Genomic DNA, 17,160 nt, shown 5'->3' with positions numbered 1-17,160 from the left:
GCCCTTTTCATCGCCTGCAACGCAGATCAATCGATCGGTGGCACCGGCATTGGCGGAATATCACTATCCCCTTCATGAACTTCGACAAGCCCACGTCCAACATGACTGCGGCTACGGCTGTAAGCGTAATACACCACCAGCCCGACCGCGGCCCAGATCACAAACAGCAACTGGCTTTTGGAATCGAGCTTGTAGAACAAATAGAGGCAGCCAAAAAATGCAAGCGGCGCCGTCAGATAGATCGCCGGAGTGCGAAACGGACGATGACGGCCAGGTTCGCGGCGACGGATCACCAAAACCGCAATCGAAACGGCAGCAAAGGCGAAAAGCGTGCCGGAATTCGAGATGTTGGCCAGCAGGCCAACCGGGAAGAATGCTGCAAACAGAGCGACAAACACACCGGTAATGATCGTGATGACATGCGGGGTGTTGTAGCGCGGATGAATCTTCGAGAATGAGGCAGGCAGCAGGCCGTCACGGCTCATCACGAAGAAGATGCGCGTCTGGCCAAACATCATCATCAGGATGACCGAAGGCAGTGCAAGGCCTGCAGCAAGCCCGACAAGATTGCCGATTTGCGGCCAGCCGATTTCGCGCAGCGTCCATGCCAGCGCTTCCTTTGAACAGACAACAGCCTGATCGCCAATACTGGCACACTGTGCCGCCAGTTCACGGCTGCCAGGCTCCATGCCAACGCCGTTGGCGTCAAGCATTGGCTGCGCACCAACCGACCCGATCACGCCTGCGGCAACCAGAAGATAGAATACGGTGCAGATGGCAAGACTGCCGATCAGGCCAATAGGCATGTTGCGCTGAGGGTTTTTGGTTTCTTCCGCAGCGGTCGAAACTGCGTCGAAACCGACATAGGCAAAGAAGATCGACGCTGCCGCTGCACCAATACCGCTAAAGCCCAAGGGCGAGAACGGTTCGAAATTCTCCATCTTCATCACTGGCACCGCCAGAACGACAAATAGAGTAAGCGCTGCCACCTTGATCGCCACCAGAACCGCATTGACCGATGCGCTTTCCTTGGTGCCGATAACCAGCAGCCAGGTGACCAGCCCTGCGATCAGCATTGCCGGAAGATTGACCATGCCTCCATCATATGGGCCGCGAACCAGTAGATCAGGTATATCGATACTGAGCGCATTTTCGAGCAGACCGACAACATAGCCGGACCACCCGACGCTAACGGCCCCTGCCGCCACTGCATATTCAAGAATGAGCGCCCAGCCCACCATCCATGCAATCAATTCGCCCATAACAGCGTAGCTATAAGTATAAGCCGATCCAGAGACCGGCACCATCGAAGCCATTTCTGCATAGCAAAGCGCCGCAACGGCGCAGACGAAACCGGCGATGATGAAGCTTATCATCATACCGGGACCAGCCTTCTGCGCGGCTTCTGCCGTCAGCACGAAGATGCCAGTGCCGATGACTGCACCCACGCCCAGCATGGTAAGCTGGAATGCCCCCAGCGAGCGGTGCAGCGATTTCTTTTCTGCAGTAGCAAGAATGGCGTCGAGCGGTTTGACGCGACCGAACATGAAATTCTCCCGCCTTGGTCCAAAGCGCAAAACCCGATACGGTTGCTTTGGAAACCAGGTAATGGCGGCGAAGCTAGCGGGAACCGGGCTTCGCGCAAGCCATTTTTCCCCAGTTATGCGCATGGCACAGCACAGCCTTGCGGGTTTTCATCAAGACAGTAGAAGCATGACCCCGCCTGAAAGGACGCGCGCCAATGTCAACGACTTTCCAACTCGACACATCGACCAGCCGTGCCAACCCCACGCCCGCCCCGATGAAGCGCCTGACCATCCCTGTCATCCGCCAGCGCAAGAAGGATGGCGTTACCGCGCAACCGGTGGTCATGCTTACGGCCTATACGGCCCGGCAGGCGCAGTTGCTTGATGCGCATTGCGACTTGTTGCTGGTGGGGGATTCGCTGGGACAGGTAATCTATGGCCTGCCGTCCAGCGTGCCGGTAACGCTGGACATGATGATTGCGCATGGCGCAGCCGTAGTGCGCGGATCATATCATGCCGCGGTCGTGGTCGACATGCCGTTTGGCAGTTATGAAGCATCGCCGCAGCAGGCCTTTGCAAGCGCAGCGCGCGTGCTGAAGGAAACCGGCTGCGCGGCGGTAAAGCTTGAAGGTGGTGAAGCCATGGCCGAAACCATCGCCTTTCTCACCAAACGCGGCATTCCGGTGATGGGGCATGTCGGCCTCACCCCGCAGGCGGTGAATGTGCTGGGCGGTTACAACGCGCGCGGCCGCAGCGATGCAGAAGCCGCCAAGATTATCGGCGATGCGCGCTCGCTGGCCGATGCAGGTGCATTTGCCATTGTGATCGAGGGCGTGGTCGAACCGATCGCAGTAGCGATCACCCAAGCCGTACCGTGCCCCACCATCGGCATTGGCGCTTCGGCACAGTGCGACGGGCAGGTGCTGGTCACCGAAGACATGCTGGGCATGTTCGAACGGGTGCCCCGCTTTGTGAAAATCTATGAAAATATCGCCGGAACGATTTCCGATGCAGCCGCGCGTTATGCCGATGAAGTGCGTGCGCGCACCTTCCCCGGTATTGAACAGACCTATCAGCCCAAGTAACGAGACTGCTGCGCCTTCCGGCACACGAACAGGGGAATTCCAGCTTGCTCCGCTTCTACAAGGGTTCAATCCTTTTCACGCTTGTCTGCCTGGCACTGGCAGCTGCCTATGGTTGGATGCAAACCGGCACGGTGGGTGGCACGATGTCGCTGCTGTGGATCGTGTTCGTGCTGTCGATCCTCGAAATCTCGCTGTCGTTCGACAACGCGGTGGTCAACGCCGCCGTGCTCGATGAAATGGACGAAATCTGGCAGAAGCGCTTTCTGACTTGGGGCATGGTGATTGCCGTGTTCGGCATGCGCATCGTCTTTCCGCTGGCGATCGTTGCGGTTGCGGCTGGGCTTGGACCGATGGAAGCGGTCAACCTGTCGCTCAATGATCCCAAGCGATATGAAGAAATCGTCAGCAGTGCTCATGTCGGCATTGCAGGTTTCGGCGGAGCGTTTCTTGCCATGGTGGGCCTGTCGTTCTTTTTCGACGGCGAGAAGGAAGTCCACTGGATCAAGTGGGTGGAAGAAAAGCTGGCGGTGGTCTCGAACGTCAAAGCTGCCGAAATCGCTCTGCTGCTGCTGGCAATCTATGGCATCTCGCTGCTTCTGCCCGAAGCAGATGCGTTGACCTTTATGGTGTCAGGCGTACTAGGCCTTGTCACGTTCATCGCGGTCGAAGCTCTAGGGACGATCCTTGAAATGCGCGAAGAGGCGCAGAAAGCCGCAGGCGTAGTTGTACGTTCCGGCCTCGGCGGGTTCCTCTACCTCAACGTGCTGGACGCATCGTTCAGTTTTGACGGTGTGATCGGTGCGTTCGCGCTGTCTAACAACATGGTCATCATCGCGCTGGGCCTGTCCATCGGTGCCATGTTCGTGCGTTCAATGACGATCATGCTGGTGCAGAAGGGCACGCTTTCGGAATATCGCTTTTTGGAGCACGGCGCGTTCTGGGCGATCATTGCCCTTGGCGCGATCATGCTGCTGTCGGCAAAGTTCCATATCCCTGAGACCATCACCGGGCTGATTGGTGCTGCGTTGATCGCGCTGTCGCTGTGGTGGTCTGTCCGCCACAAGCGCAAGTATCCCGATGCGGAACTGGAAGAGGCTGTTCGGGCGGACTGACCGGTTTCAGCCCACCCTTTACACACAGGTCAGCCGCCGCTGCGCCCTGCCAGAGAAGGCTTGGGCGCAGGCGTACCAAGAAAACGCGGCGCAGGTGCGGGCATGACCATCCCCTGATCTTCCACAAAGGTTGCACGCGCCACATTGTGCGGATGCGCTGGCGCCTCGCGCAAGCCAAGGACGGGCGCAAAGCAGATATCGGTGCCATCCATGATCGCACACCACTCATCGCGCGTTTTCGTCAGAAATAGCGCGGCGATCCGGTCTTTCAGCTTGGGCCAGCAGCGCGGATCCATCTGCGCGGCAAAGTCCGGGTCACCAGCAAGGCCGGTCTTTTCCATCAGCAAAGCATAGAACTGCGGTTCGATAGAGCCGATGGAAATCCATTTGCCGTCGCTGGTTTCATAGGTGTCATAGAAATGCGCGCCGCCATCCAGCAGGTTGACTCCGCGCTCATCCTTCCAGCGGCCGTTGCCGAGGAAGGTATAAGTCATGGCCGAAAGGATAGCCGCGCCGTCAACCATCGCGCAGTCCACCACCTGCCCCCTGCCGGTCTGCCGGGCGGAGAACACTGCCGCCATGACGCCAAACGCCATCAACATGCCGCCACCGCCAAAATCGCCGACAAGGTTTACCGGAAACTGTGGCTTGCCGCCTGCCTGCCCGAAGCTGTGCAAGGCCCCTGCCAGAGCGATATAGTTGATGTCATGCCCGGCCAGTGGCGCCATCGGACCGTCCTGCCCCCAACCTGTCATCCGACCGTAAACCAACGCCGGATTGTCAGCCAGCAGCACCTCCGGTCCCAGCCCCAGCCTCTCCATCACACCGGGACGATAGCCCTCGACAATGGCATCGGCGCTTTTCACCAGTTCGCGGATGCGGGCGATGGAATCCGGATTCTTGAGGTCAAGCTCTAACCGCTCTCGGTTGCGGTTCAAAATATCGCGGTCACCGCCATCGCCCACGCGATCCCCCTTGCTGGGTCGGTCGATGCGGATCACCCGCGCGCCATGGTCAGCCAGCATCATGCACGCGAACGGACCGGGGCCGATCCCGGCAAATTCCACAACGGTCAGACCTTCCAGCGCGCCCGGCATCCAGCTTCTCCCATTTTTAATCGATCGATTGAAACGGGATTAATCTGCGTGCCCCTTGCTGTCGAGGCCGAAGTTCATGACGGATTGCGCAGGCCTCTGGCTCGCAGCACTGCCTCCAACCGTTGCGCGCCCACTTCATTGCCCAACGACTGCCTGCCAAAGCTGAGCAGTTTCATCGCCTGTGGATTGCCGGGGTTCTGACGCAGGTATCGCGCCACCATGGCATTCGCCTGTTCGCCGCGCCCCAGTTGACGCATCGCATAGTCGATACGTTGCAGCGTCGGCAGATTGAAGCGAATGCTTGCCCCCCTGCCATATCTGTCTAGCGCGCCCAGATTGTCGCCCGATAGCAGACGCGCATCCCCGGCCAGCAACCATGCTTCTGCCGCACCTGGATTGGCGCGCTGCAGACGTTCGGCGGCCATTACCGCCGCGGCATCATCACCCGCATCCAGAAGTCCGCGAATGTAAGGCACGGCATTGCCGGCAAGATTGGGCGCATCGGCATATGTCAGCGCCAGCACGCCCAGCGGCTGTCCCGGCGGTAGCACTTCCGGCCCGTTGTTCCCCACCTCGTCCGCCCGTTCAAACAGCGCTACGCCTTCAGCCTTTCGCCCCAGCGCAACATGCGCTTTTCCCGTAATCGTCAGCAGATATGGCGCAGCATCGCCTCGCTCGGCCCAACCTTGCGCCGTTTCTGCAGCCTGTTGATTCAAACCCTGACGCTGCAGGGCGCGGGTCAGCAACATACGGGCCTGAAGGTTTTCAGGCTGCATTCGCAACAGACGATCAAAATGCCCGACAGCAAGGTTGGTGTTGCCTGCGCGATATTCCAGAATGCCGTTCAGCAACAGGGCGGCAGGCATATCGCGCAGCACCGTGCCGGTCTGCAGCAATATCTTGCGGGCAAGGCTGGTCTGGCCGCTACGCGCCGCCAGTACTGCTTGAAGATAGAGCGCGCGGACATTGCCCGGATCGACCTCGGTCAGCTTGCGGCACACCACCAGCATGGCCTTGTACTGGCCCATATCACCCAACGTTGCGGCATATTCCCCGAGCAAGCCCACATCGTCGGACGCAACGCGCAAGCCTGCTTCGAACCACGGCAGGGCAGCAAATAGGCCGAACTGTTCGCGGATCAAAAGACCCCGCAATTCGAGCGCGCGCGGGTCTTTGGGGTTCAATTTTACCGCGCGGTCCGCTGCTTCGATGGCCTGTGCCTGTTCACCCCCGGCAAAGCGCAGACGGGCGATGTCACCCCACAGCGATCCGCTGTCCGCCTTGATCTTCAGCGAATTGTCAAACGCCTGTCCGGCTTCGACATAGCGCCCCTCCGCCAGTTCCAGCCTTCCGCGCACCTGCCAGCCCCGCGCCGCACTTTGGGCCACAAAATTGCCGCCATACAAAACTTCACGCGCGGCCCGCCGATCCCCTTGAAGAAGCAGCGCCTCGCCCAGTTCCGCTCGTACCAGATCGGCATTCGCACCGCTGCGGAGGGCTGACCGCAACGGTGCCTCGGCGGCAATGCCATCGGCTTTTGCCAGTGCGGCGCGCGCTTTTGCCAGCGCATCGGCAGGCACATCCCCGCGCACCGGTGAAGCCACCAGTGCCAAAAGGGCCAGCACCGTGAAAAGGCGGCTAGTTCTGGAGATCGTATTGCTTGAGCAGGTCATACAGCGTGGGCCTGCTGATCCCCAGAAGGCGTGCGGTGCTTGAAATGTTACCCTCGCTGCGGGCCAGGGCATGTCGAATGATCTTGCGATCAGTCGCTTCACGCGCAGTCTTCAGGTTCAGCGGCGATGCCTCATCATCAGCCGTGCCCGGCAGGTCAAGGTCAGCGGCCGTCACCAGCTTGCCATCGGCCATGATGACGGCACGCTTCACCCGGTTTTCCAGTTCGCGGACGTTACCCGGCCAGTTCCAGCCATCGATGGCCGCCAGCGCATCAGGCGCAAGGCCCTTTACGTGGGGATTCATTTCGGCTGCAAAGCGCATCAGGAACGTCTTGGCCAGCAGCGTGGCATCCCCCGGCCTTTCAGCGAGGCTGGGAATCCGAACAACGATTTCGGCAAGGCGATAGAACAGATCTTCGCGGAACCGCCCGTCGGCGATCATCGCCTCAAGGTTCTGGTGGGTGGCGCAAACGATGCGCGTGTCAACTTCGATGGACTTGCGCCCGCCGATCCGCTCTATGGTCCTCTCCTGCAAAAAGCGTAGCAGCTTTACCTGCAGTTGCAGCGGAATATCGCCCACTTCATCCAGAAACAGCGTGCCACCGCTGGCCAGTTCGATCTTGCCTTCGGTCGTTTTCACAGCACCCGTGAACGCACCCTTTTCATGGCCAAACAGTTCGCTTTCCAGCAGGTTTTCGGGGATCGCCGCGCAGTTGATGGCGATGAACGCGCCTTTGGCCCGGCCCGACGCATCGTGCAGCCCCTTGGCCAGCAATTCCTTGCCCGTGCCGCTGGCGCCCAGCAGCATCACCGATACATTGGTATTGGCCACACGTTCGATCGTGCGGGCAACCTTTATCATCTCTGGTGCGGCGGTAATCATCCGGCCCAGCACCTTATTGTCGGAACTGGCACGGGTTGCCAGATTGCGGTTCTCCGTCTCGATCCGCGACAGGTGCAGCGCGCGGCGCACGATCAGGCCCAGAGCGTCGATGTCGACCGGCTTCTGGTAAAAGTCGTAGGCACCCTTCTCGATGGCTTTCAGTGCGCTTTCCCGTGCCCCGTGGCCACTGGCAACGATCACCTTGGTCTGCGGCCGCAAAGTCATGATTTCGTCCAGCACGGCAAAGCCTTCGGTCGTCCCGTCAGGATCTGGTGGCAGGCCAAGGTCAAGCGTCACCACCGCAGGTTCTTCCGAACGCAGCAAGGTCAGCGCGCTGGCCCGGTCGCCCGCAATCACCACATCGAAATCTTCATAGGCCCATTTCAACTGCGCCTGCAGGCCGGGATCGTCTTCGACGATCAGCAGCACTGGCCGTTGTCCGGGCTTGGCTTCACTCATCATGCCACCCTTTTGTCGTGGGAGCCTTCGCCCCCGTCGATCGAATTCATCAGCGGTTGTGCCGCGGCCAGCGGCAGCCGCACGGTAAACCGACTGCCCAGCCCTTCGCGGCTTTCCACCTCAAGCCGTCCGCGCATGGCTTTGACCAGTTCGCGCGCTTCGAACGCACCGATGCCAAAACCACCCTGTTTGGTGGACACAAACGGCTTGAACAGCCGGTTGCGGATAAATTCAGCGCTCATACCGCAGCCAGTGTCGATCACCTCAATCGTGCCATACAGGCCATCGGTGTTGACCTGCAGGAACACCGCCATCCCGTCAGGGCTGGCATCGATAGCGTTCTGCACCAGATGCAGCAGCACCTGCTCCAGCGCGTCACGGTTGGCCATCACAGGGCATGCCGCATCGTGTGTCACATGCACACGCACTGCGCCCGGCGCATTGTATCGTTCAGCCACCGCGCGGATAACCTCGCTAGCATCAATTTCACCGACCTTTTCACCGCCATTGCCGCCATAGCGGGACAGGCGAGCGAGCAATGCATTCAGCTTGTCTGCCGAATTGCGCAGCGTAATCAGCATGTCGCCCCGGAATGCCGGGTTGTCGGCGTGGCGTTCGGCATTACGCGAAAGCAGACTGAGCTGGCTGGCCAGATTTTTGATGTCGTGCATCACAAACGCGATACGGCGGTTGAATTCGTCAAAGCGACTGGCTTCCAGCAGCGCGGACTGACCGACTTGTTCCGCCAGATAACTGGCAAGCTGCATCCCCACCACGCGCAGCAGGTCAAAATCTTCCCAGTCAAGCTTGCGCGCCACTTGCGGACGGCCAAGCACAACCAGCCCCACCAAACGGTCGAAATGCAACAGCGGCACCAGCGCCCAGGCGGAATGTTCATCCACCAGCCACTGCGGCACGGCTCCGTTCTCGCCCTGATAATCGACACCAGAACGCAGTTCTTCCAGATCGACAATGAAGCCGCGCTGTTCGAAGAAGCTCACCGCATCGGCTGCAATCGCTTCGGCCGGAACATCTGCGGTAGGCCACTGCCAGCGCGCTGCAAGCACCAGTTCACCACCTTCAGCAGGCACCAGCAGCAACCCGCTGGAACTGTCGGTAATATCCGCCAATGCCTGCACCACACGCTCATGCAGCGGCAGTGCCTGCGCGCCGGCACGACCGATTGTGCGGGTAAAGCGCAGCCATTCCGCCCGGTAATCATAGCGGTGCTGAAAGAAGTGCTTGGCCAGCATGACTTTGAGCCAGCCACGCACCCGGCCTGACGGCAGGATTGCCACCACCAGTACGCTTGTAACAAAGACAAAGCCAAGTTGCGCCAGTTGGCTGGCATTTCCACCAAGCCACGCCAGCGATTGCGCCGCGCCGACCATGACGATCATGTAGGCGCCGATCACCATCAACGACAGCGACTGAAACGCAACCGCCCGCGAAGGTGAAAACCTCAGCGCCGAACGGCCCCGCACTGCACCGATCACCAGCAGGCCCGCCGCCGCAATCTGCGCAAGTCCCCGCAGTGCCACCAGTTCGATCGGCATCGCACGGCCAAGATAGGCAATGGTGTACAGGTTGAGGTCGTAGCCCCAGATCATCGCAAGTGCGGCGCACGTCCAGCGCAGCGCCGTGCGCTGTTGCGCCATCGCACCGGCATAAAGGTTGTGCACCAGCACCAGTGCCCCTGTCGCTACCAGCAGGCGGAACAGCACCACGATGTGAAAGATCATCGCGCTGGCCGAAGGATTCACGGCATAGCGCATTTCCATAATCAGCAGCAGCGGCTGCAACAATTCGACAAACACCAGCGCGGCCAGAACGGGCCGGATCGGCGATACGCTGGTATGACGCCCATCGCGCGAAAACAGCACCAGCGTAAGGCCCAGCCAGCCAAGGCTGCGCAAGGTTTCAAACAGCTGGCTGACAATTGCCAGATGGCCCATGCCCGCCACGATCAGCGACCAAGCTGCCGCCAGACCATAAGCAATGATTTCGCCACGTCCGCCCTTGTTCGTGCCAATCTGTCCATCACGGGCCTGCCCAGCGCGCCGCCGCCTGTCCCATCGCCACCCGACCAGCAGCAGAAAGGCAAAAGCGGATGCCAGAAACATCCACTGCCCAAAGCCCTGCCAGGTGAAGAGGCTCAGCACCGCGATATCCTCAGCGCGCGCCTTCGTGCCACAGCACGACGCGCAGGGTCTGCAACAGGATCAGCAGATCAAGGAACGGGGTATAGTTCTTGGCATAATAAAGATCGTATTCCAGCTTGTGGCGCGAATCCTCGATCGATGCGCCATAGGGGTAGTTGATCTGTGCCCAGCCGGTAATGCCCGGCTTCACCATGTGACGCTCGGCGTAATAGGGCAGCTTTTCTTCCAGATCCGCAACGAATTCTGGTCGCTCTGGACGCGGTCCGACAAAGCTCATCTCGCCTTTAAGCACGGTCCACGTCTGCGGCAGTTCATCGATGCGCAGTTTGCGGATGATATTGCCAATGCGGGTGACGCGCGGATCGTTCGCCTGCGCAAATTGCGCGCCGTTGGCTTCGGCATCCACCCGCATCGAACGCAGCTTTATCACGTCAAAGTTTTGACCATACAGCCCAACCCGCGTCTGGCGGAAGAACGCCGGCCCTTTACTGTCAATCTTCACCAGCAGGGCAAACAGTAAGATCAAGGGCAGCGTCAGCGTCAGCAACAGTAGGCTGGCCGCTACGTCAAACATCCGCTTGGCCACGCCAGAAAGCGCCCGCCCCGATGAAAAGCCATCCGAAAAGATCAGCCAACTGGGGTTGACCGTATCCAGATCCACCCGCCCGGTTTCACGCTCCATGAACGTCGAAAAATCATTGACGTGAACACCGGTGGTCTTGATGCGCAGCAGGTCTTTCAGCGGCAGGGCATTGCGCCGTTCTTCCAGCGCCAGCACCACTTCGCTGACGCCAAGGTTTTCGACATAGCGCGTCAGGTTGTTGATGGCATCGCGGTGAATGGCTTCGACCACCACGGGTTCTGCCGCACTCATACCGACATAACCGACAATCGCGAAACCGGCTTCTGGCCGCTCGCCCAGCTTGCGCAGACGATCAGCCCGCATTCCGGCACCCAGCACCAGAACACGCCGCCGAAATGCCGATGTACCCAGCAATCCACCCAGCAGCAAACGGATCAGCACCAGCAACGCCAGCGAGATAAACATCGCGTAGAATAGGTTTGACCGCCAAAGTGTGGTGCCCGGCACCATGAAATACACCACCGACAGCGCGATAATGCCAAGGCTCACCGCGACCAATAGTCGCGCAGTTGCATAGCGCAGCGACCGCAGCGCATCCGAGCCATAGACCCCGACCGCGATCATCGCAGTCTGCACCAGCACGGCAAACAGCAGCAACGGTGTCAACCGGACCGAGAACACGCCCGGATCCATGCCGATCTGCCGCGCCCGCAATTGCCAGCCCAGTTCGCCCGCGCCGATCAGTAGCGCAAAGTCGAGCAGGCCCAGCAGCAGGACCGAGTGCGGGATATAATGTTTGAACAGGCGTATCATTGGCCTGGCACTTTTCACCCTAACAGGCCCGAAACGGCCTTCTCGCCGTCTGCTTAGGCGCAAAAGGGTAAAGCGTCGGTTACCCTGACACCAGACACACTTTCTCAAAATGACATTTAGGTCTTTATTTTCAGTGCCTTGATAAAATATTCCGATAATTTCTGTCGGCAAAACTTACAGTCGCTAGCAACCGCTTATCGTAACCCACCGCACAACATCTTACTGGAATGCGCCGGCCAACCCTGCCATTGTGCGCCGATGCGGCAGAAAGAACTGCGCATCGCGCTTGTCTGCTACGGCGGCATAAGCCTTGCGGTGTATATGCACGGGGTGACGAAAGAGCTGTGGCGCGCAACCCGCGCCAGCCGCGCGTTCCATTGCCCGGAAGGCCCGCACCCCAACGGTGTCGAGGCTGTCTATCTCCGCCTGTTCGAAGAAATCGCCCTTACCCGTGATGTGCGACTGCGACTCTTGCCCGACATCGTTTCGGGCGCAAGCGCGGGCGGCATCAATGGCGTTTTTCTGGCCCAGGCCATCGCTACAGGGCAAAGCCTTGAGCCGCTGACATCGATGTGGCTCGACCGCGCCGATATCGACATGCTGCTTGATCCCGACGCCAAACCATGGAGCAATTTCGCCAAGTTCTGGGCGCAGCCTCTGGTCTGGTTCGTGCTGAAATGGCCAGGCAATGTCGTCAGCCGCACTGTTGCACAAGGCACGCGAGCCGAAGTGCGGCGCAAGGTTTCGCGGCTGATACGCGCACGCTGGTTTGCCCCGCCATTTAGCGGAATAGGCTTTTCAAGGATGATTGCCGACGCGCTCGACGCCATGGCAGCCACGCCTGCTGGCGATCCCTTGCTACCCGAAGGCCATCCGATAGACCTCTTGGTCACTGCTACCGATTTCAACGGCCACCTTGAGGAACTGCGGCTTAACAGCCCTGCTACCGTGGTTGAAAGCGAGCATCGCCTGTCGATCAGCTTCCGTCACGCCACCAGCCGCGCAGGACCGCGCGATCTGGCCTCTTGTCCCGAACTGGTGCTTGCCGCGCGCTCTACCGCCAGCTTCCCCGGCGCATTCCCCCCTTTGCTAATTGATGAAATAGACGGCCTTGTGCGCGAACGCGGCATAAGCTGGCCGGGGCGGGACCGCTTCCTTCAACGTATCATGCCCAGTCATTGGAAGCGCGGTGATGTCGATCATGTCGCGCTGGTGGATGGGGCCGTTCTGGTCAACCGCCCCTTTGCACAAGCCATCGGCGTATTGCGCGACCGCCCGGCCCGCCGCGAAGTGGATCGTCGCTTTGTCTATATCGATCCCAGTCCCGACCATATGCGCATCGCGCCCAAGGGAGGGCGCACGGTCGGCTTCTTTTCAGCCATCTTCGGATCGCTCTCCTCTATCCCGCGCGAACAGCCAATCCGCGACAATCTGGAAGCGCTGGAACAACAATCACGTCAGCGCGCGCGCCTGCGCACCATTGTCGAGGCACTACGGCCGGAAATTGAAGAGACGGTGGAGAGCCTTTTTGGCCGCACCTTGTTTTTCGACAGCCCTTCGCCCCGACGGTTGACCGCGTGGCGCAACAAAGCCCAACAAACCTCGGCAGAACGCGCAGGCTTTGCCTTTCACAGCTATGCGCAGGTCAAACTGTCGGGCATTGTCGATGATCTGGCCTGCCTGATCCATGAAGCCGCGCCCGATGCCGCACCTTTGCAATTGGTCGAGGCTTCGCTCTGGGCACATCTGGCGGAAAACGGACTTGATCGGCTGTCCGCCCTGCGTGGTGGGGCAACCGAACAGACAGTGGCGTTTTTCCGCACGCATGATCTGTCCTATCGCATACGCAGACTGAAGCTGCTGGCTCGCCGCCTGACTCACGAATGGGAAAACAGCGACGATATCAGCCCCGCTGCGCGTGAAGCCGCGCGCGATGCGGTCTATCGCGCTCAGGCCCTGTATCAGGGGCGCGAAACTGTCGAAGGGCTTGGCCCCGGCTTTGCCGAAACTGCTGCAGTTGCCACGGTTAATCCCGGTGCCGTGCTTGCCGCCATGGCCACCCGGCGCGATCTGATCGGACTGGACCTTCAGGTCGATGCCATGCTGGTTGCCGCGCTGGAGGGCATGGACAAGCCGCTGCGTCGCCGCTTCCTCCACGCCTACCTCGGCTTCCCGTTCTACGATATCGCAACCCTGCCACTGCTGCAGGGCGAAGGGATGGGCGAATTTGATCCGGTGAAGGTGGACCGCATTTCACCCGATGATGCCACCGCCATTCGCAAAGGCGGCACCTTCGCCTGCCTGCGAGGCGTTGAGTTTTTCAATTTCGGCGCATTTTTCAGCCGAGCCTATCGTGAAAACGACTACTTGTGGGGCCGCCTGCACGGCGCCGAACGCATGATCGATCTCATCGCCTCGACCGTCGAACAGCCGCTACCCGATAACGTGCTGCGCAGCTTCCGCCGAGACGCCTTCCTCGCCGTTCTGGACGAGGAGGAGAACCGACTGACCGCCGAACCGGGGCAGATAGCAGGAATCAGAACCGAAGTTCTCGCGGCCTTTCCGGACTGAACGGCATCGTAGCAACTCTCGCACCCCCGCCAAGGCGGGGGCACAAGCACAATCATTCTGTCAGATCGGTCCATGCATCCTTGATGCGTTCGAAAAAGCCCTTGGACTGGGGGCATTCCTCGCCCGTCTCGGTGGCCTGAAATTCGCGAAGCAACTCCTTCTGCCGGGCTGAAAGCTTTGTGGGCGTTTCAACCTGAATTTCCACCACCAGATCGCCAATACCGCGCCCCTGCAGCACAGGCATGCCTGCCCCACGCCTGCGCAACTGCTTGCCAGTCTGTATGCCGGCGGGAATCTCGATAACATGGACTTTGCCGTCCATCCCCGGAATCTCAATCTCGCCACCAAGCGCCGCTGTGGTAAAGCTGATCGGACAGCGCGTCAGCAACGTGGTGCCTTCGCGTTCGAAAACCTTGTGCCGCTGGATGTGCAGAAAAATATAAAGGTCACCTGAAGGCGCACCAAACGGTCCCGCCTCGCCCTTTCCGGCCAGCCGGATGCGGGTGCCGTTGTCGACACCTGCGGGGATATTCACCTGCAACCGCTGCTCGGCATCGACACGGCCTTCGCCACGGCAATGCTTGCACGGGCTTTCGATTACCTCGCCACGGCCATGGCAATTCGGGCAAGGCCGCTCCACCATGAAAAAGCCTTGCTGCGCCCGTACTTTGCCGTGTCCGCCGCACAAGTTGCAGCGCCGCACCGATGTTCCCGGCTCTGCCCCCTTGCCACCACACGGCTCGCAGGACTGCGAAACCTCGACTGCAATTTCGGCGTCCTTGCCATGGAAAGCGTCTTCCAGACTGATTTCCATGTCATAGCGCAAGTCCGCGCCACGCCGTGCCTGCTGGCGCCCGCCACCGCCACCAAACGCCCCGCCGAAGATCGTCTCGAAGATGTCGCCGATGTCGCCAAAATCACCGCCACCGCCAAATCCGCCACCGGAGCCGCCTGCGCCGCCCTGCTGGAAAGCGGCATGGCCATACCGGTCATAGGCCGCACGCTTCTGCGGGTCTGACAGACAGGCATAAGCCTCGTTGATCTGCTTGAACTTGGCTTCAGAATCTCCACACCCCGGATTCTTGTCCGGGTGGAACTTCATCGCCAGCTTGCGATAGGCAGATTTCAGCACCTTGTCGTCAGCGGTGCGTTCCACCTGCAGCAGTTCGTAATAGTCGATCTCGGCCGACATTGCGCATTCCCTACATAGACAACCCGCCGCCCGCGCATTCACGCAAGCGGCGGGCCGGTTTCATCGCAACATCACTTGTTGTCGTCGACTTCCGAAAACTCGGCGTCGACCACGTCGTCGTCGGCCTTCGGTGCTTCTGCGCCCGGAGCAGCCCCTGCGGCCTGTTCCTTCTCGTAAATCGCCTGACCCATCTTCATGGCCTTGTCGGTCAAGCTTTGCGTCTTGGCCGTCATGTCATCGACATTGCCGCTTTCAACAGCAGCCTTGGCCTCGGCGATAGCAGTTTCGATCTCGGCCTTCAGCGAAGCGTCGATCTTGTCACCGTTCTCTTCAAGCTGGCGCTCGGTCGCGTGGATCAGGCTTTCAGCGTTGTTCTTGGCTTCCGCCTCGGCACGACGCTTCTTGTCTTCTTCGGCAAACTTTTCGGCATCACGCACCATCTGGTCGATGTCCGCGTCCGAAAGACCACCAGATGCCTGAATGCGGATCTGCTGTTCCTTGCCGGTGCCCTTATCCTTGGCCGACACGTTCACGATACCGTTGGCGTCGATGTCGAACGTCACTTCGATCTGTGGCACACCCCGGCGTGCAGGCGGAATGCCGAGCAGGTCGAACTGGCCCAGCATCTTGTTGTCCTGCGCCATTTCGCGCTCGCCCTGGAACACCCGGATCGTCACCGCCTGCTGATTGTCTTCTGCCGTCGAATAGACCTGGCTCTTCTTGGTCGGGATCGTGGTGTTGCGGTCGATCATCTTGGTCATGATGCCGCCCAGCGTTTCGATACCCAGCGAAAGCGGGGTAACGTCCAGCAGCAGCACGTCCTTGACGTCGCCCTGAAGCACACCTGCCTGAATGGCGGCACCCATGGCCACCACTTCGTCAGGGTTCACCCCGGTATGCGGTTCCTTGCCGAAGAAGTCCTTCACCACTTCGCGCACCTTGGGCATGCGGGTCATGCCGCCCACCAGCACCACATCGTCGATGTCCTTGGCGGTCAGGCCGGCGTCAGCCAGCGCCTTCTTGCAAGGATCGAGCGTGCGCTGGATCAGACCGGCAACCAGCTTTTCCAGATCGGCGCGGCTGATGGTTTCAACCAGATGCAGCGGGGTGGTCGATCCACCTTCCATGCGGGCCGTGATGAACGGCAGGTTGATTTCGGTGGTCTGGGCCGAAGACAGTTCGATCTTCGCCTTTTCCGCCGCTTCCTTCAGACGCTGCAGGGCCAGCTTGTCGCCGCGCAGGTCCATGTTTTCCTTGGCTTTGAACTTGTCGGCCAGATACTCGACCACAACCGTGTCAAAGTCCTCGCCGCCCAGGAACGTATCGCCATTGGTCGACTTTACTTCGAACACGCCGTCGCCGATTTCCAGCACGGAGATGTCGAACGTACCGCCGCCAAGGTCATAGACCGCGATGGTCTTGCCATCCTGCTTGTCCAGACCATAGGCCAGCGCTGCCGCCGTCGGTTCGTTGATGATGCGCAGCACTTCAAGACCAGCAATCTGCCCGGCGTCCTTGGTCGCCTGACGTTGCGCGTCGTTGAAGTAAGCCGGAACGGTAATCACCGCCTGCGTCACCGTTTCGCCAAGATAAGCCTCGGCGGTTTCCTTCATCTTCTGAAGGGTGAAAGCCGAGATCTGCGAAGGACTGTAATCCTGCCCGCCGGCCTGAACCCACGCATCACCATTCTTGCCCTTGGTGATGGTATAGGGAACCAGCGCCATGTCCTTTTGAGTCATGGGGTCTTCGAAACGGCGGCCGATCAGGCGCTTTACCGCAAAAATCGTGTTGTCACCGTTGGTCACGGCCTGACGCTTGGCCGGTTGGCCGATCAGACGTTCGCCATCCTTGGTAAAGGCGACGATGGACGGCGTGGTGCGAGCGCCTTCAGAATTTTCGATGACCTTGGGCGTGCCCCCGTCCATCACAGCAACGCAGCTGTTGGTCGTGCCAAGGTCGATACCGATAACTTTAGCCATGGTTTCCCCAATTCCTTCTCTTCAG

11 protein-coding genes are annotated in these 17,160 nt (G+C 59.9%); 3 read left to right on the top strand and 8 right to left on the bottom strand.

Features of this window, described 5'->3' with window-relative positions; translation table 11 throughout:
* Positions 1-26: 26 nt before the first annotated feature.
* Entirely contained in the window at positions 27-1,547 is a 1,521-nt protein-coding gene (locus OVA07_RS11530) for an amino acid permease (RefSeq protein WP_268171561.1), read from the bottom strand.
* Between the two features lie 194 nt (positions 1,548-1,741).
* Here OVA07_RS11530 and panB point away from each other — a divergent pair, with 194 nt between their 5' ends.
* Positions 1,742-2,611, top strand: coding sequence for a 3-methyl-2-oxobutanoate hydroxymethyltransferase (gene panB, locus OVA07_RS11525; protein ID WP_268171560.1), 870 nt, complete (start codon positions 1,742-1,744; stop codon positions 2,609-2,611).
* A 44-nt stretch (positions 2,612-2,655) separates the two neighbouring features.
* Positions 2,656-3,723, top strand: a complete 1,068-nt coding sequence (locus OVA07_RS11520) for a DUF475 domain-containing protein (RefSeq protein WP_268171559.1) — start codon at positions 2,656-2,658, stop codon at positions 3,721-3,723.
* A 29-nt stretch (positions 3,724-3,752) separates the two neighbouring features.
* On the opposite strand, the gene OVA07_RS11515 is transcribed toward OVA07_RS11520, so the two are convergent.
* The 5 genes from OVA07_RS11515 to OVA07_RS11495 all read right to left on the bottom strand — a co-directional run bounded on the left by OVA07_RS11515 (position 3,753) and on the right by OVA07_RS11495 (position 11,393).
* Complete coding sequence (locus OVA07_RS11515; protein ID WP_268171558.1) at positions 3,753-4,820, bottom strand: CaiB/BaiF CoA transferase family protein; 1,068 nt, start codon at positions 4,818-4,820, stop codon at positions 3,753-3,755.
* A gap of 74 nt (positions 4,821-4,894) precedes the next feature.
* Positions 4,895-6,445, bottom strand: a complete 1,551-nt coding sequence (locus tag OVA07_RS11510; protein WP_268171557.1) for a tetratricopeptide repeat protein — start codon at positions 6,443-6,445, stop codon at positions 4,895-4,897.
* 13 nt (positions 6,446-6,458) lie between these two features.
* Entirely contained in the window at positions 6,459-7,835 is a 1,377-nt protein-coding gene (prsR, locus tag OVA07_RS11505; protein ID WP_268172693.1) for a PEP-CTERM-box response regulator transcription factor, read from the bottom strand.
* Positions 7,835-9,997 carry an XrtA/PEP-CTERM system histidine kinase PrsK gene (gene prsK / locus OVA07_RS11500; protein ID WP_268171555.1) on the bottom strand — a complete coding sequence of 721 codons (2,163 nt, stop codon included), beginning with the start codon at positions 9,995-9,997 and terminating at the stop codon, positions 7,835-7,837. The genes prsR and prsK overlap by 1 nt, the downstream gene beginning before the upstream one ends.
* A 10-nt stretch (positions 9,998-10,007) precedes the next feature.
* Positions 10,008-11,393 (bottom strand): TIGR03013 family XrtA/PEP-CTERM system glycosyltransferase, encoded by a 1,386-nt coding sequence (locus tag OVA07_RS11495; protein ID WP_268171554.1) that lies wholly within the window; start codon positions 11,391-11,393, stop codon positions 10,008-10,010.
* Between the two features lie 258 nt (positions 11,394-11,651).
* On the opposite strand from OVA07_RS11495, the gene OVA07_RS11490 reads away from it, so the two are divergent.
* A complete protein-coding gene (locus tag OVA07_RS11490) occupies positions 11,652-13,964 on the top strand; it encodes a patatin-like protein (RefSeq protein WP_268171553.1) in 2,313 nt (770 codons plus the stop codon).
* A gap of 52 nt (positions 13,965-14,016) precedes the next feature.
* Here the strand turns inward: OVA07_RS11490 and dnaJ are convergent, their stop codons facing one another.
* Complete coding sequence (gene dnaJ, locus OVA07_RS11485; RefSeq protein WP_268171552.1) at positions 14,017-15,156, bottom strand: molecular chaperone DnaJ; 1,140 nt, start codon at positions 15,154-15,156, stop codon at positions 14,017-14,019.
* 71 nt (positions 15,157-15,227) lie between these two features.
* Positions 15,228-17,135 (bottom strand): molecular chaperone DnaK, encoded by a 1,908-nt coding sequence (dnaK, locus tag OVA07_RS11480; RefSeq protein WP_268171551.1) that lies wholly within the window; start codon positions 17,133-17,135, stop codon positions 15,228-15,230.
* Positions 17,136-17,160 lie beyond the last annotated feature (25 nt).

This window comes from Novosphingobium sp. SL115 (assembly GCF_026672515.1).
Taxonomy (GTDB): Bacteria; Pseudomonadota; Alphaproteobacteria; order Sphingomonadales; family Sphingomonadaceae; genus Novosphingobium.
This window is presented reverse-complemented; position numbering and strand designations above follow the sequence as displayed.

Coding starts and splice junctions, on each gene's coding strand:
- OVA07_RS11530 (WP_268171561.1), bottom strand. CDS start 1,547: ATGTTCGGTCGCGTCAAACCGCTCGACGCCATTCTTGCTACTGCAGAA.
- panB (WP_268171560.1), top strand. CDS start 1,742: ATGTCAACGACTTTCCAACTCGACACATCGACCAGCCGTGCCAACCCC.
- OVA07_RS11515 (WP_268171558.1), bottom strand. CDS start 4,820: ATGCCGGGCGCGCTGGAAGGTCTGACCGTTGTGGAATTTGCCGGGATC.
- prsR (WP_268172693.1), bottom strand. CDS start 7,835: ATGAGTGAAGCCAAGCCCGGACAACGGCCAGTGCTGCTGATCGTCGAA.
- OVA07_RS11495 (WP_268171554.1), bottom strand. CDS start 11,393: ATGATACGCCTGTTCAAACATTATATCCCGCACTCGGTCCTGCTGCTG.
- OVA07_RS11490 (WP_268171553.1), top strand. CDS start 11,652: ATGCGGCAGAAAGAACTGCGCATCGCGCTTGTCTGCTACGGCGGCATA.
- dnaJ (WP_268171552.1), bottom strand. CDS start 15,156: ATGTCGGCCGAGATCGACTATTACGAACTGCTGCAGGTGGAACGCACC.
- dnaK (WP_268171551.1), bottom strand. CDS start 17,135: ATGGCTAAAGTTATCGGTATCGACCTTGGCACGACCAACAGCTGCGTT.